This window comes from Pseudomonas sp. MH9.2 (genome assembly GCF_034353875.1).
Classification (GTDB): domain Bacteria; phylum Pseudomonadota; class Gammaproteobacteria; order Pseudomonadales; family Pseudomonadaceae; genus Aquipseudomonas.
In genome coordinates this window covers 1,430,555-1,444,532 of the sequence record NZ_CP133784.1, presented here as the reverse complement: position 1 = coordinate 1,444,532, position 13,978 = coordinate 1,430,555, and the positions used below count along the sequence as shown (strand labels likewise).

The following is a 13,978-nucleotide window of genomic DNA, read 5'->3' as shown; positions in this document are numbered from 1 at the left end:
AAGCCTTTTAAATGTATAGACCCTGCTTGTCGCCGTATGAAATTTTTTACCGATACTATTTCTTCACCGCGCAATCAGCGGCTTTGAAAGCCTGGGTCGCAACCGGGCGGTTGGTTTTGTATTCGGTGAACTCATACTTGAGCAGTGCGCCCTTGGCCATGAGTTGACGGTAACCGGTGTTGTGGCAAACGCTGTCGCCCAATTGGCTGCGAACTGCGTCCGGGTTGCTGCGCATCTTCATGGCGTGGCTTTCGCGCACGCTAAGGTGATTGATCAAGACCTTTCCTTCAACCGTGTAACCCTGATCCAGAATGTCTTCATTGATCGCCCGCGGTGTGCCGACGCTGCTTTCCATAGCAACTTTTTCCAGCATTTTGCTCAGTTCGAAATCCTGCTTGGAGGCCGCTTCGGCGCAGAACGGTACTGCCAGCAAAAGCGAGAGGGAGGGGACGATAAGGCGCAGCATGAAACTCTCCTGATTCAGTGACTGGCCGTTGGACCAGCGACTTGAAAGTGCGTTCACTGCCGGGGTCGGTAACGACAAAACCGATCACACGCAGAGCGTGTTTGCCTGGGCAGGCTCGAATGGTCGTGCAGTATAAAGTAAACAAAGGGCAAGGAAACAAAGGGCGCGACATCGGCCTCTGATAAACTGCTTCGACTTTCTATCTGCCGAGATCCTGCTGTGTCGATACTTTGTATTTGTCGGCGTCATCCGCAATGAGTCATGCCGTTTCCCGGCTGCGAGCCCAACGCCTGGCGCGTAGTATCAAGCCTTTTACTGCTCGAGGCTCAAGGGCTGAGCGTTGCCCGGGGTGCCGGGTGATTTTCAGCTATTGCCTGTGCGCCTGGCGTCCGAAGGTGGCGGCCAAATCAGCCATGTGTCTGTTGATGTATGACGTCGAGCCGCTGAAACCGACCAATACGGGCTGGTTGATTGCCGATGTCATCGAAGAAACTCATGCGTACGGTTGGTCGCGGACTGAAGTCGATGCCGAATTACCGGCATTGCTCAATGATCCACAGTGGCAACCCTATATCGTGTTCCCCGGCGAGTTTGTCGCCAGCGAACGTGTGGTCACCGAGGTGAAGCTAGAAGAAGGCAAGCGCCCGCTTTTTATTCTGCTGGACGCAACCTGGAGCGAGGCACGCAAGATGTTTCGCAAGAGCCCGTATCTGGATCATTTTCCTGTGCTCAGCCTGGAGCCGGAACAGATTTCCCGCTATCGACTGCGTCGCTCAAAGCGTGATGATCATTTTTGCACCGCTGAAGTGGCGGCGCTGTGCCTTGAACTGGCCGAGGACAACACCGCCGGTGGCGTGCTGGACGCGTATCTGGATGTCTTCACCGCACACTATCTGGCAGCCAAACATCAGCTTCCGGTCGACCTCGACGATGCGTCGCATACTCATCTCAAGGCTTTTTTATAGGGCCATTACCGGCTCAGGTTTTTTTGGCCACAACTGTGCTAGCAGCATACCCGCAAGCATCAGCGCGCAACCGAGGTAGCCCTTCGGGTGCAGCGACTCTCCCAGCAGTAGCGCACCAGCAATGGCGGCAAAGACGGCTTCGAGGGAAAGAATAATCGCCGCATGGGAGGCGATAGCATCTTTTTGTGCAACGACTTGCAGGGTATAACCGATCCCCACGGCAACCACGCCGCCGTACAGCAGGGCAGGGCCGGCGGCGATGATCGACTGCAACTGTATGTCTTCGAAAATCAGCGCCAGGATCAGGCTGATGATCGAGCAGGTCAGAAATTGCAGGAACGCGAGGCGGATCGCGTCGTGGCGGCTGGCAAAAACGCCGACCAGGATTACATGTCCGCCCCAGACAAAGGCCCCGATCAATTGCAACCAATCACCTGAGGCGACGTGGAAATTGTCCCCGACACTGAGCAGGAACATGCCCGCCACTGCCAGCCCTGCGCCAAGCCAGGTGCCTGTTCCGGTCTTGTGGCCCAGCAGCAGGCCCAGGAGCGGAACTACAATGACATAAAGACCGGTGATGAATCCGGCGTTGGTCACGCTGGTAAACAGTAGGCCGACTTGTTGCAGGTTGATGCCTGTGCACAATGCCAGCCCCATCACAATGCCACCGAGCAGTAGGCCGCGCGTCATTAGAGGCTCGGGCTTTGCAGCGCCGGAGCGACGGAGGAGCAGCAGGGGCAACAAGCATAACGAGCCAAGGGCGAAGCGCAGGCCTGTATAGAGATATGGCCCAATATGGTCCATGCCTGAAGTTTGCGCGACAAAGCCGGAGCCCCAGATCATTGCGGTGATCAGCATTAACAGGTCGGCCCGCAGGGCTTGTTTTCGCATGATGACGCTCTAGTTGGGAGGGTGCAGACTTTGCCGTAAAGCGTTGAACTTGACCACCCCGACTTCGCTCGTCATCCTTGTCACCGAAATAACGCTTGAACGCTGGTTTTTGTAAGTCTTGGCGTTGAACGTACCGTGTTGGTACCGTGAGTTTGCTGGCATCGATGGATGCCTTCGTGAGCGCTGAATCCATTAGTGCTCACCTAAACAGGATCATTGATAAATGACATACGAAATCCTGATTGCTGATGACCACCCTTTGTTTCGCAGTGCACTGCGTCAGGCCTTGAGTCTGGGGTTGGGTCCTGAGGCTAAGTTAGTTGAAGCCGAAAGCATTGCCGAGCTTGAAAGCTGTCTGACCGATAAGGCAGATTGGGACTTGGTGTTGCTGGACTTGAACATGCCTGGCGCTTACGGATTTTCTGGCCTGGTCCTGTTGCGCGGACAGTACCCGCAAATCCCGGTGGTGATGGTGTCGGCGCAAGAAGAGGCATCCATCGTGGTTCGCTCGCGCGAGTTTGGCGCCAGTGGCTTTATTCCCAAGTCCAGTTCTCTTGAGACCATTCAGCAGGCCGTACGTACGGTGCTTGATGGCGATGTCTGGTGGCCGCCGCAAGTCAATGAAGCCATCAGCGTTTCGGCTGAAGCCAAGGCTGCCAGTGCAGGTCTGGCGAGTCTCACTCCCCAGCAGTTCCGGGTATTGACCATGGTCTGCGAGGGGTTGCTGAACAAGCAGATCGCCTACGAACTCAGTGTTTCGGAAGCCACGATCAAGGCTCATGTCACGGCGATTTTTCGCAAACTCAATGTTCGCACTCGCACACAGGCTGCTTTGCTCTTGCAGCAAATGGAATCAATTCCGGCCAACTAAATGCTGTATTCGGCCCGGATGCTCACGCTTTTTTGACTTTTGTTAAATTAGCCTTCCTTGTCTTTTTTACGCAGTTACCCATCTATGTCGCCCTTTAAAGGCCAAACAGGCCTGAAACGTATCTTCAACGCTACCGGCTATTCGTTTGATGGTTTGCGTGCCGCCTACACAGGTGAAGCTGCATTTCGTCAGTTGGTGCTCCTCAACGTGATCCTGATACCTCTGGCCTTCATGTTCAATGTCAGTCGGGGTGAGCGTGCGGTTCTGATTGCCGTATGCCTGCTGGCGCTGATTGTTGAGTTGCTCAACTCCGCTGTTGAGGCGGCCATTGACCGGATTTCGCTGGATTTGCACCCATTGTCGAAAAACGCCAAGGACATGGGCAGCGCGGCGCAATTCATTGCGTTGGGTATGATCGGCCTGGTGTGGGGTGTGATTCTGCTGGGTTGATGGTTCGCGGATAGCTGGATGGCTCAGGCAATACTCGGCAGCACTATTTCGTCGCTACGCTGAACCCCTGCGGTGAATGCGCGACACAGGTCGAGAAATTCGCGCATGGCAGAGGTCTGGTACTTCTGCTTGTGCCAGATGAAATAGAACTGCCGCGACAGGTCCAGCTCCGGGGTTTCCACCGCCACTAGGCTACCGCGGCGGATGGCATCGCGCAGTGCCAGACGAGAAATACAGCCAATACCCAAACCAGACTCGACTGCTCGCTTGATAGCTTCGGTGTGTTCCAGCTCTAAACGCACATTCAGGGCGTTGCGGTGGTGGCGCATGGCTTGATCGAAAGTCAGGCGGGTGCCTGAACCTTGCTCCCTGAGGATCCAGGCTTCCTGGGTCAGTTCCTCCAGGGTGGCGTGTCCGCGTTTAGCCAGAGGGTGCTGCGGGGCGCAGAAAACCACCAGTTCGTCTTCGACCCACGTCTGAACTTCGATGTCGGGATGGGTACAATCACCCTCGATCAGACCTAGATCAATTTCGTAATGGGCAACCTGCTGCACAATATTCGCTGTGTTTTGCACGCTCAGCTTCACTTGGCTCTCGGGATGGCGCTGCATGAAACTGCCGATCAAGAGCGTGGCCAAATAATTGCCAATGGTGAGCGTGGCGCCGACTGCCAATGAACCGAAGCCGGATTTGCCATTGAACAGGTCCTCGATCTCCTTGGCCTGATCCAGCAGCGCTACCGCTTGTGGCAGTAGCTGGCGGCCCGTTGCGTTCAGGCTCAAGCGTTTGCCGGCGCGATCAAATAATTGGCAGCTGGATTGACGCTCCAGCTCAGTGATAGAGGTGCTGGCCGCTGATTGCGAGAGTGACAAAAGCCCGGCAGCGCGCGAGACGCTTTCCTGCTGAGCGACGGCGACGAAGACTTGAAGTTGACGCAGAGTAAATCGCATATCTATATAACCGATAACCCATATCTTAATAATTCATTTAACAGATATTGTGCTTGCCACTAGAATGACGCGCAATAGCGCTCAGAGTCAGCGCGAGCGAAATTTTCCGGAGCCCCCGTACATGAGCAACATGAATCACGAGCGTGTCCTGAGCGTCCATCACTGGAACGACACCCTCTTTAGTTTCAAGTGCACCCGTGATCCAGGTTTGCGCTTCGAGAACGGTCAGTTCGTCATGATCGGTCTTCAGCAGCCGAACGGGCGCCCGCTCATGCGCGCTTACTCGATCGCCAGCCCGAACTGGGAAGAGCATCTCGAATTCTTCAGCATCAAGGTGCCTGATGGTCCCCTGACGTCGCAGTTGCAGCATTTGAAGGAAGGCGACGAGATCATCATCAGCAAGAAACCGACCGGCACTCTGGTGCTGGACGATCTCAAGCCGGGCAAGCACCTGTATCTGCTCAGCACAGGAACGGGGCTGGCGCCGTTCATGAGCGTCATTCAGGACCCGGAAACGTATGAGCGCTTCGAGAAGGTCATTCTCTGCCACGGCGTACGTTACGTGAACGAGGTTGCCTACCACGAGTTCATCACTGAGCACTTGCCGCAGAATGAGTTTTTTGGTGAAGCATTGCGTGAAAAGCTGATTTATTACCCAACCGTGACGCGTGAGCCGTTCGAGAATCAGGGCCGCCTGACCGACCTGATGCGCAGCGGCAAGCTGTTCAGGGACATCGGTCTGCCGCCGATCAACCCTGAGGATGATCGTGCAATGCTGTGTGGCAGCCCGAGCATGCTCGATGAGACCAGTGAAGTTCTCAACAGCTTTGGCTTGAAGGTGTCCCCGCGCATGCGTGAGCCTGGCGATTACCTGATCGAGCGCGCCTTCGTCGAGAAGTAAGGTCAGCCGATTCAGAAAAAACCCGCTTCGGCAGTCAATGGCCGAGCGGGTTTTTTCTTTTGCGGCATGTTGCTTCACTGTGTCGCAGGCACGACCTCAAGCACGCGTATCAGCCCGTTTTGCGGGTAATGCCAGCGCACATCAAGATCCCAGAGCTGTGTGCCGTAGCGGCGCTCTGGTGTCGGTACCTGGTAAGCCGGGCGTGGATCCTGCGCCAGACATTGCTCAATCAGCTCGACCAATGGCTCATTCAGACGTTGCGCGTGTTCACGGGCCTGAAGCAACGCGCTGCCTTCCCATTGCACTGGAATCAACTTCGGCGCGGCACTGGCAATGGTGTTTGTGGCGCCCTCGACGCTATCGGCGTAGGGCACATACGGTTTGATGTCCAGCACCGGAGTGCCGTCCAGCAAGTCGATGCCCGAGACCCAAAGGCGCCCAGGCTCTACCTTCTCCAGCTTCACCACCGACTGACCAATGCCGTTAGGGCGATGAGTCGCACGCGTCGCGAACACGCCCATGGTCTGGTTGCCTCCGAGGCGCGGCGGGCGAACCTTCAGGCGCGGCTTTTCTTCCAGAGTCTGATGGAAAAGAAAAAGTAGCCAGATATGGCTGACCTGCTCAAGCCCTTGCACGGCGTCGGCATGGTCGAAGGGTGCCACCAACTCCAGGACGCCACGCGCAGCGGGAACCAGTTGAGGCTGCCGGGGGATGGCGAATTTTTCCTTGAAGCAGGAGCGCATGAAGCCGACGGGGGAGACGTTGTAAGTCATGGTCATGATCTTGGGTCGAGGTCCGTCGGGTCATCCGTTTTGAAGCAGGGGACTCAGGCGCGAATGCGTAGCGTCAGGCCCTTGAGGAAGTTGCGCAGCAGCTGGTCGCCGCAGGTCCGGTAGTTGCTGTGGCCGAACTTGCGGAACAGCGCGCTCAGCTCAGGCTTGGACACCGGAAACTCGGCCGCCTTGAGAATGGCGTGCATGTCGTCTTCCTTGAGTTCGAAAGCAACCCGCAGTTTTTTCAGCACGGTGTTGTTGGTCACCGGCACTTCGATTTTTTGCGGGGCGCGGCTGTCGTCCTTGCCGCGCTTGAAGATCACCAGGCCATCGAGAAAATGCGCCATGACTTCATCGCTGCAATTCAGATAGCCTTCTTCTTCCTCGTCCTTTTTCATGAAGGCGATCACGTCGTCCTTGGACACGTCCAGGCCACCCAGCTTGATGATATCCACGACTTTGCCATCGCTGATATCGAGCATGTAGCGAACGCTACGCAGTACGTCGTTGTTCATCATTGTTTACGGTCCTGATAAGTCTGATGTGAACGTCGCACGGGAAGCCTGTGCGACGCTGAAATGTGGGGCGCGCCGGCTTAGAATTTTTCCTTGCCGGACAGGTAACGCCATTGGCCTTCTGGCAGCTTGCCCATGGACACACCGCCGATGCGGATGCGTCGAAGGGACACGACCTTGAGGCCGACGCTTTCACACAGTTGGGCAATGACGCCGGGCTGGGGGTTCTTCATGGCGAAGCGCAGGCGGTTTTCGTTCTGCCAGCTGGCTTTTACTGCCGGCAGTTCCTTGCCCTTGTAAGTCAGGCCGTGGTTGAGGCGATTGAGACCATGGGCTGCCATGGTCCCTTCGATCTCGACTACGTATTCCTGTTCGATCTTGCTGCGATCGTCGGTCAACTTGCGCAGTATTTTCCAGTCCTGGCTGAAGACCATCAACCCGCTGGCGTTGGCTTGCAGGGTCGAAATGGGCGACAGGCGCATGAAGTGCCCTTTGAGGGGGCGCTTACCGTACCGATGCTCTTCGGACAAGGTGCCGGGGGTGATCAGTTGCAGCGCGCTTTCGGCGTCTAAGTTCGCCGGCTGATGCAAGAGAATGGTCACTGATTCCGGCGCAGTTGCTTTTGCCTCGGGGTCGAGCTCGATTTTCTGGTTATCGACTTTGAACTGCGGCTCTTCAATGACTTCACCGTCAACCGTGACCCAACCGCCTTCGATAAACAGTTCAGCCTCCCGGCGGGAGCAGCCGACCAGCTCGACAAGGCGTTTGGAAAGGCGAATGGGGTCTGTCATGACAAAGAGCCGTTACTTAAGGGGAAAGACGGCTATTGTACCCGCGCACGCAGTGTTAATCGCGGCCACATTGAAAATGCCTTCAAGATAGGTGGTCGTTCTGTGCTTTTTCGTTAGCGAAAGGCCATCCAGGAACCCATCGGGGGTGACGCCTGGTCCTGATTGGCTAAAGCGTGTTCCCTGGAGTCTGGTTTATGTCCAAATGGCTTGCCGCATTGATAATGAGCGTCAGCTTGCCGTTGTTCGCTGCTGAAACGCCGTCCTACGGCCCGCAATTGCAAGGTTTCGAGTATCCCTATCCAGCACAGAATTTTGCTTTTGAGTCTCAGGGTGAACAGATACAGATGGGCTACATGGACATCAAACCGTCCCATACGTCCAATGGGCGCACCGTTGTGCTGCTGCACGGCAAGAATTTTTGTGGCGCGACCTGGGGAGGGACAATCAAACCGTTGAGCGACGCGGGGTACCGGGTAGTTGCGCCTGATCAGATCGGTTTCTGTCGGTCGAGTAAACCTGAACATTACCGCTATACGTTCGAGCAATTGGCGCAGAACACCAACGCGCTGCTCACCCATCTGGGCATAGACCACGTCATTGTGCTCGGGCATTCCATGGGCGGTATGTTGGCTACCCGTTTTGCATTGATGTACCCGCAACAGGTCGACCAACTGGTCTTGGTCAACCCCATCGGTCTTGAGGACTGGAAAGCCAAAGGCGTGCCTGCTCTCACGTTCGAGCAATGGTATGCGCGCGACTTGAAAACCAATGCCGACAGCATCCGCAAATACCAGCAGGCGACTTATTACGCCAACCAATGGCGCCCGGAGTTCGATCATTGGGTCGATATGCAAGCGGGCATGTACAACGGCAAGGGGCGTGACGAGGTGGTCCGCGCCTCGGCACAGACCTACGAGATGATTTTCAATCAGCCGGTGTTCTACGCGTTCGAACGCCTGAAAATGCCCACCCTGTTAATGATCGGGCAAAAGGACAACACCGCCATCGCCAAAGACCTGGCCCCCGAAGCATTGCGCAAGACATTGGGTAACTATCCCGAACTAGGCAAGGCCGTGGCCAAGCGCATTCCTCATGCAACGCTGTTTGAGTTCGACACGCTGGGGCATGCGCCACAAATCCAGGACCCAGAGCACTTCAACAAGGCCCTGATTGACAGTTTGCTTGACTGATCGTCAGGGCATGCAGCGCAGGCTTCATTCAATGGGGCCTGCTCAGTCGCATGTGCAGTAACGGGTAAGGCTGACCCATGCCATCCACCTCCGAACGACCGATTACCTCAAACCCCTGCTTGAGGTAGAACCCCAGCGCTTGAAGGTTTTGCTCGTTGACGTCCAGTTGATCGGCGTGGAAGTGCTCAATAGCATGAGCGAGCAGCAACTTGCCCAGTCCTTGGCCGCGGTGCTCAGGATCGATGAACAGCATTTCGACCTTGCCCGCGGCAATTCCGGCGAAACCGGTGATTCGTTGCCGAGTGTCTTTGCTGCAAATCAGCATCACCGCATCCAGATACTGATTGAGCACCATGCTCTTGAGCATCGAGATATAAGAGCTGGGCAGGAAATCATGGGTGGCCCGTACCGAGTCTTCCCAGATACGGGCGAGTTCCGGGTAATCACTTTGTCGTGGCGTATGAATGACCGAATGACTGCGCATACAACCTGTCTCCTTAGACAAAAGTGTCGGTCCGTGACTCGGCAGCTTTTTAATGTCGATTTTTTTGAAGTGTGATCTTGTGTTGATTAAATCTAATAGAAAAAAAACAGCTCGTTGGTGATTTTTTGTAGGGGCTCTGATTGTCGAGTCTGCCACGTTTTCCTGACAGGTTTCGACGGTGTCGGATCAAGCCCACTCGATATCGGGAAGAGTCTTACGTGTTCCTTGCAGTGTGACTGGCATTCGCTGAGTCTGTTTTCAATGACACTGCGTGCCCCTTCCAACACGAAGATGCGCGCATGTCTCATCCCGGCCTTACCCCGAAGCTCTCTCTGGACATCAACGGGCAGCAGCAAACTGACTTGCAGGTGTTGAGTTTTCACGGGGCCGAGGCGCTGAGCCGACCCTATGAAATCAACATCGAACTGGTGAGCAGGCGCTCATCCCACGCGTTGGACGGCTTGCTGCATAAAGCGGCCTACCTGAGATTCGGGGCGCAAGGGCAGGGGTTGCACGGTCATATTTATGCGATCCGCAAAGGCAAAACAGGCGGGGCGTTCACCCATTACCATCTGGTGCTGGCGCCTTATCTGGCTTTTCTGGAACATTCGAGCCATCGCCGTTCGTTCCAGAAAATGACCGTGCCGGAGATCATTCTTGAGGTGCTGAAAGGGCATCGCATGCTGAAGGGCACCGATGCATCGTTCGACCGCATCACGGGGAGCGTGGCGCCGCGCGACTACTGCGTGCAGTACGACGAGTCGGACCTGCACTTTCTCAGCCGGTTATGCGAAGAAGAGGGGATTTTCTATCGGTTTGAGCACACGCCAGACAGTCATTGCCTGATCTTTGCCGACGATGAAACCCGATTCCCGCAGCAATCTCCGCAGGTGTTGCCGTTCAAACCGGGGAGCGGCCTGGTGGCAGAAGGTCCGGCGGTCAAGGCCTTCGGCGTGCGATTGACGGCCCAAACCAACCATGTCGCCCTGCGCGACCATGACTTCAAACAGACCCATATCCCGCTGCAGAGCCTGCAAAACCCCACGCGAACCCAGGCGCAATGGGAGAGCGGCGAAGTCCCCAAATACGGTCCCTACCTGGAGGATTACGTCTACCCCGGGATTTTCGAAGAAAAAAGGCGCGGTGACGTTTTATCCAAGCGTGCGCTTGAGCGCCATCAAACCGGGTTTCGCCTGGCGGATGGCGAGAGTGATGCGTCGCTTTTGCGCAGTGGATCGCGCGTGCACCTGGTTCAGGATTACGCCCCTGAAACCCACTGGGTGCTGGTTTTTGTACAGCATGAAGCAAGACAGCCGCAGGTCCTCGAAGAGCTGGCCGACAGCAGCCCGGTTGAAGACGGGCGCATCGTTCAGGGGTACCGCAACACCTTCACCGCCATTGCGGAAGCGGTCCAGTTCCGTCCGGCGCTGGAGCACCCGAAACCGCGAATCCACAGCATCCAGACCGCCAGGGTCACCGGCCCTGTGAATGAAGAAATCTACTGCGACACATTCGGTCGGGTCAAAGTCAAATTCCACTGGGATCGCAGCGAACAGGACGATGAAACAACCAGTTGCTGGGTGCGGGTTGCGTCCAGTTGGGCAGGCGATGGGTATGGCGCCGTCACCATTCCCCGAGTGGGCATGGAGGTGCTGGTTTCCTACTTGGAAGGGGACGCCGACAGGCCGGTTATCGTCGGCTGTTTGCCCAATAACCTGAACCCCGTTGCGTACGGACTGCCTGAAAACAAGACCAAAAGCATCTTTCGCAGCCGGAGTTCCAGTGCAAGTACCGGTTTCAACGAAGTTCATTTTGACGACAAGAGCGGGGCGGAACGGGTCTACCTGCGTGCCCAGCGCGACATGGAACAGCTGATCCAGAACGACAGCCGGACTGAAATTTGCGGTCAGCGCCTGGAAACCATCAAGGGCAACAGCACCTCGGTACTCAACGGTGAGGAACACCGGACCCTCACCGGCGAGCGCAAGGTTCAGTTGCTGGCGGGCGATCACCTGCAGGTGGCAGGCAGCAGCCACACCCGTGTGGGTCAGGTGTTGGTGAAAGAAGCCGGATTCGAGGTGCACCTCAAATCCGGCGTTAACCTCGTCATTGATGCTGGCGTCAGCCTTACGTTGAAAGCGGGTGGTCAACACATCCTCATCAGCCCTGCCGGGATTTTCAGCAGCGTGCCGATCGTGTTGGGCGGGGTGCCAGTGCCGGGAATAGCGGCGATACCATTGATGCCGGGGCAGGTTCAGCCCCTGGTTGCCGGCAGCGTTGCTGCATCGCAGGGGCAAGTCGAAAAAATCCTCAGTGGACAGCTGACGTGCCCGTTGTGCGAGATGAACACGCCGGTCCCGAAGAGCGTTTAAGGTGACAAGCGGCGTTTCACCGCTGATTTTTAGCCCTTACTTCTGTTTTGCTTCAGCGATCTGTACTTCAACAAAGTGCTGAATCAACGAGACCTGCGGCTCTTTTTGACGCAGGTCTTTGACCATTTTGCTCATGCGTTGCAGCTTCTCGCTGGGCTTGGCCCATTCTGCTTCCGGCAGCGGAGCTGACCATGCCTGCATGGCCTCGGGCACGGCGGCGCGGCCCATGCTTTTGATGCGGCGAATTTCCCACTCGGTGAGGTGGTTGGGCAAGGTCCAGAGGGTCATGACGTGGTACAGGTACCACCAGAACGGATAACTCCAGCCGACTTCGCCCGCCTTGCGCCGACGGCGCATGCGTTCGCGGGCGTTGTAGAACGTGTGCAGCCCTTCATGCGGCGGATCGTCGGGGCCTTGCAGGTCGAGCGGGTCCTGGATTTCCTTGAGGGTGTGAACTTCGTATTCCATGTACGCGCGAATGGCTTCCCAGTTGCAGATGGCCAACTCAAAACCGGCGCAGTGAAACTCCAGGGTGTACTGCTGATCGTGAGGCGGGTGGTAAAAACCGAGGCCCATGGCGTATTGGATGTTCAGGCCATATTGAGTAACACCTCGGGCCTGGACGACCCACGCGGAGAGTGATTCCCAGGGGACGAAGATCGGTTCGGTTTGGCCTGCGGGGACGAAACAGACTTCACGGCGCTGGCGGTTGAAGCGGGTGGGGACCAGGGTTTCGTATTTGGCGAGGTGGTTGAGGGAGATGATGATGCCGAGGGCTAGAGCGAGGCCGCCGCCCCACGCGCCGATTTGCAAGCCAGATGGGATCATACCCAATGCAAAATCGACAGAACTTTTTAGATCCTCATCTAGGAATAATCCCATTAAACCAAAGATCATCGGAGCCAAGAAAGCGACCATAACAAAGCATGAAAATGGACCTCCCACTATTAATTGCCAACTAAATGCAGTCGGTAATCCCAGCCCAAAGTCCATATAGGTGTCATTTACCGAACCCACTGCATTGCCATAGTCCTGAGCCGGCCTGTCGGTGGGCAAAGGAACGGGGGCCAGATAAATAACCTGGCCGCTGGGGAAGTTTTCGATCATCCCAGCATACGGTTCACGACTGATTGATGGAGGCGCGTTAAGGAGCGGTTTAGCCATATCAGTCGTCCTCCTCCTGCGGCAGGTGGAGGTGATCAATCAGGGCGTCATCGCGGTCCTCTTCTTGATTCTCTCGTTTCGCTTCAGCAATCTGCACTTCAACGAAGTGTTGGATCAACGAGACCTGCGGCTCTTGCTGGCGCAGGTCTTTGACCATTTTGCTCATGCGCTGCAACTTCTCGCTGGGTTTGGCCCACTCAGCTTCCGGCAGCGGAGCGGACCACACCTGCATCGCCTCGGGCACGGCGGCGCGGCCCATGCTTTTGATGCGGCGGATTTCCCATTCAGTGAGGTGGTTGGGCAGGGTCCAGAGGGTCATGACGTGGTACAGGTACCACCAGAACGGATAACCCCAGCCCACTTCCCCGGCTTTACGCCGACGGCGCATGCGTTCGCGAGCGTTGTAGAACGTGTGCAGCCCCTCATGCGGCGGATCGTCGGGGCCTTGCAGGTCGAGCGGGTCCTGGATTTCCTTGAGGGTGTGAACTTCGTATTCCATGTACGCGCGAATGGCTTCCCAGTTGCAGATGGCCAACTCAAAACCGGCGCAGTGAAATTCCAGGGTGTATTGCTGATCGTGAGGTGGGTGGTAAAAACCGAGGCCCATGGCGTACTGGATGTTCAGGCCATATTGGGTAACACCTCGGGCCTGGACGACCCACGCGGAGAGTGATTCCCAGGGGACGAAGATCGGTTCGGTTTGACCGGCGGGAACGAAACAGACTTCACGGCGCTGGCGGTTGAAGCGGGTGGGGACGAGAGTTTCGTATTTGGCGAGGTGGTTGAGGGCGATGACTATGAACAACCCAAACATTAGCCCAGCGCCAATAGAACCGTATTCCAGGCCAGAAGGAAACATGCCTGTTATGAAGCCGATTGCCTCCTCTAGATCGCCGCCAAGTCCCAGAACGATCAAGCCAACAAATAATGGCATTAAAAAAGCGGTCATAAAAAAAAAGCTCGTGGGACCGCCTAGCCCTGCTTGCCAACTAAATACTGCTGGCAACCCTAAGCCGAAGTCCATATAGGTGTTATTGACTTCACCTACAGCATTGCCATAGTCCTGAGCCGGGCTGTCAGTGGGCAATGGAACCGGGGCTAAATAAATGACTTGGCCACTGGGGAAAGACTCAATCATCCCTGCATACGGTTCACGGCTGATCGGCGGAGGCCCTTTAATGGAGGGTTTAGCCAT

General features: G+C 56.2%; 15 protein-coding genes. 6 read left to right on the top strand and 9 right to left on the bottom strand.

All coding sequences use genetic code 11. The features are described 5' to 3' along the window. Window positions 1-55: 55 nt before the first annotated feature. Window positions 56-466, bottom strand: a complete 411-nt coding sequence (locus tag RHM55_RS06705) for a quorum-sensing-regulated virulence factor family protein (RefSeq protein WP_322180435.1) — start codon at window positions 464-466, stop codon at window positions 56-58. 254 nt (window positions 467-720) lie between these two features. Here RHM55_RS06705 and RHM55_RS06700 point away from each other — a divergent pair, with 254 nt between their 5' ends. Continuing rightward, window positions 721-1,431 carry a tRNA-uridine aminocarboxypropyltransferase gene (locus RHM55_RS06700; protein WP_322180433.1) on the top strand — a complete coding sequence of 237 codons (711 nt, stop codon included), beginning with the start codon at window positions 721-723 and terminating at the stop codon, window positions 1,429-1,431. Here the strand turns inward: RHM55_RS06700 and RHM55_RS06695 are convergent. Continuing rightward, window positions 1,426-2,322, bottom strand: a complete 897-nt coding sequence (locus RHM55_RS06695) for a DMT family transporter (RefSeq protein WP_322180431.1) — start codon at window positions 2,320-2,322, stop codon at window positions 1,426-1,428. The two genes, RHM55_RS06700 and RHM55_RS06695, sit on opposite strands and share 6 nt — an antisense overlap. A 223-nt stretch (window positions 2,323-2,545) precedes the next feature. On the opposite strand from RHM55_RS06695, the gene erdR reads away from it, so the two are divergent. Further along, on the top strand, window positions 2,546-3,193 hold the full coding sequence (gene erdR / locus RHM55_RS06690; protein WP_219061272.1) for a response regulator transcription factor ErdR: 648 nt from the start codon (window positions 2,546-2,548) through the stop codon (window positions 3,191-3,193). An 84-nt stretch (window positions 3,194-3,277) separates the two neighbouring features. Beyond that, on the top strand, window positions 3,278-3,643 hold the full coding sequence (locus tag RHM55_RS06685; RefSeq protein WP_322180428.1) for a diacylglycerol kinase: 366 nt from the start codon (window positions 3,278-3,280) through the stop codon (window positions 3,641-3,643). 23 nt (window positions 3,644-3,666) lie between these two features. On the opposite strand, the gene RHM55_RS06680 is transcribed toward RHM55_RS06685, so the two are convergent. Next, window positions 3,667-4,593, bottom strand: coding sequence for a LysR family transcriptional regulator (locus tag RHM55_RS06680; protein ID WP_322180426.1), 927 nt, complete (start codon window positions 4,591-4,593; stop codon window positions 3,667-3,669). A gap of 121 nt (window positions 4,594-4,714) precedes the next feature. On the opposite strand from RHM55_RS06680, the gene fpr reads away from it, so the two are divergent. Next, the gene (fpr, locus tag RHM55_RS06675; protein ID WP_219061275.1) at window positions 4,715-5,494 is read left to right on the top strand and encodes a ferredoxin-NADP reductase; all 780 of its coding nucleotides are present in this window, start codon (window positions 4,715-4,717) and stop codon (window positions 5,492-5,494) included. Between the two features lie 74 nt (window positions 5,495-5,568). Here the strand turns inward: fpr and tsaA are convergent, their stop codons facing one another. The 3 genes from tsaA to RHM55_RS06660 form a co-directional block, all read right to left on the bottom strand. Then, on the bottom strand, window positions 5,569-6,267 hold the full coding sequence (tsaA, locus tag RHM55_RS06670; RefSeq protein ID WP_322180424.1) for a tRNA (N6-threonylcarbamoyladenosine(37)-N6)-methyltransferase TrmO: 699 nt from the start codon (window positions 6,265-6,267) through the stop codon (window positions 5,569-5,571). A gap of 53 nt (window positions 6,268-6,320) precedes the next feature. Further along, entirely contained in the window at window positions 6,321-6,785 is a 465-nt protein-coding gene (locus tag RHM55_RS06665) for a DUF1456 family protein (RefSeq protein ID WP_219061277.1), read from the bottom strand. Between the two features lie 77 nt (window positions 6,786-6,862). Beyond that, the gene (locus RHM55_RS06660; RefSeq protein ID WP_322180422.1) at window positions 6,863-7,573 is read right to left on the bottom strand and encodes an rRNA pseudouridine synthase; all 711 of its coding nucleotides are present in this window, start codon (window positions 7,571-7,573) and stop codon (window positions 6,863-6,865) included. A 194-nt stretch (window positions 7,574-7,767) separates the two neighbouring features. On the opposite strand from RHM55_RS06660, the gene RHM55_RS06655 reads away from it, so the two are divergent. Next, on the top strand, window positions 7,768-8,763 hold the full coding sequence (locus tag RHM55_RS06655) for an alpha/beta hydrolase (RefSeq protein ID WP_322180420.1): 996 nt from the start codon (window positions 7,768-7,770) through the stop codon (window positions 8,761-8,763). 28 nt (window positions 8,764-8,791) lie between these two features. Here the strand turns inward: RHM55_RS06655 and RHM55_RS06650 are convergent, their stop codons facing one another. Further along, window positions 8,792-9,247, bottom strand: a complete 456-nt coding sequence (locus RHM55_RS06650) for an acetyltransferase (RefSeq protein WP_322180418.1) — start codon at window positions 9,245-9,247, stop codon at window positions 8,792-8,794. A gap of 299 nt (window positions 9,248-9,546) precedes the next feature. Here RHM55_RS06650 and RHM55_RS06645 point away from each other — a divergent pair, with 299 nt between their 5' ends. After that, window positions 9,547-11,619 carry a type VI secretion system Vgr family protein gene (locus tag RHM55_RS06645; RefSeq protein ID WP_322180416.1) on the top strand — a complete coding sequence of 691 codons (2,073 nt, stop codon included), beginning with the start codon at window positions 9,547-9,549 and terminating at the stop codon, window positions 11,617-11,619. Window positions 11,620-11,655: 36 nt separating this feature from the next. Here the strand turns inward: RHM55_RS06645 and RHM55_RS06640 are convergent, their stop codons facing one another. Together RHM55_RS06640 and RHM55_RS06635 are read right to left on the bottom strand one after the other, a co-directional pair. Then, entirely contained in the window at window positions 11,656-12,447 is a 792-nt protein-coding gene (locus RHM55_RS06640) for a hypothetical protein (RefSeq protein WP_322180414.1), read from the bottom strand. Between the two features lie 337 nt (window positions 12,448-12,784). Beyond that, window positions 12,785-13,978: a hypothetical protein gene (locus tag RHM55_RS06635; RefSeq protein ID WP_322177723.1), complete on the bottom strand. Its 1,194-nt coding sequence runs from the start codon at window positions 13,976-13,978 to the stop codon at window positions 12,785-12,787.

Excerpts from the sequence above, each read along its gene's own strand:
- RHM55_RS06705 (WP_322180435.1), bottom strand. The coding sequence starts at position 466 with ATGCTGCGCCTTATCGTCCCCTCCCTCTCGCTTTTGCTGGCAGTACCG.
- RHM55_RS06700 (WP_322180433.1), top strand. The coding sequence starts at position 721 with ATGAGTCATGCCGTTTCCCGGCTGCGAGCCCAACGCCTGGCGCGTAGT.
- RHM55_RS06695 (WP_322180431.1), bottom strand. The coding sequence starts at position 2,322 with ATGCGAAAACAAGCCCTGCGGGCCGACCTGTTAATGCTGATCACCGCA.
- erdR (WP_219061272.1), top strand. The coding sequence starts at position 2,546 with ATGACATACGAAATCCTGATTGCTGATGACCACCCTTTGTTTCGCAGT.
- RHM55_RS06685 (WP_322180428.1), top strand. The coding sequence starts at position 3,278 with ATGTCGCCCTTTAAAGGCCAAACAGGCCTGAAACGTATCTTCAACGCT.
- RHM55_RS06680 (WP_322180426.1), bottom strand. The coding sequence starts at position 4,593 with ATGCGATTTACTCTGCGTCAACTTCAAGTCTTCGTCGCCGTCGCTCAG.
- fpr (WP_219061275.1), top strand. The coding sequence starts at position 4,715 with ATGAGCAACATGAATCACGAGCGTGTCCTGAGCGTCCATCACTGGAAC.
- tsaA (WP_322180424.1), bottom strand. The coding sequence starts at position 6,267 with ATGACTTACAACGTCTCCCCCGTCGGCTTCATGCGCTCCTGCTTCAAG.
- RHM55_RS06665 (WP_219061277.1), bottom strand. The coding sequence starts at position 6,785 with ATGATGAACAACGACGTACTGCGTAGCGTTCGCTACATGCTCGATATC.
- RHM55_RS06660 (WP_322180422.1), bottom strand. The coding sequence starts at position 7,573 with ATGACAGACCCCATTCGCCTTTCCAAACGCCTTGTCGAGCTGGTCGGC.
- RHM55_RS06655 (WP_322180420.1), top strand. The coding sequence starts at position 7,768 with ATGTCCAAATGGCTTGCCGCATTGATAATGAGCGTCAGCTTGCCGTTG.
- RHM55_RS06650 (WP_322180418.1), bottom strand. The coding sequence starts at position 9,247 with ATGCGCAGTCATTCGGTCATTCATACGCCACGACAAAGTGATTACCCG.
- RHM55_RS06645 (WP_322180416.1), top strand. The coding sequence starts at position 9,547 with ATGTCTCATCCCGGCCTTACCCCGAAGCTCTCTCTGGACATCAACGGG.
- RHM55_RS06640 (WP_322180414.1), bottom strand. The coding sequence starts at position 12,447 with ATGATCCCATCTGGCTTGCAAATCGGCGCGTGGGGCGGCGGCCTCGCT.
- RHM55_RS06635 (WP_322177723.1), bottom strand. The coding sequence starts at position 13,978 with ATGGCTAAACCCTCCATTAAAGGGCCTCCGCCGATCAGCCGTGAACCG.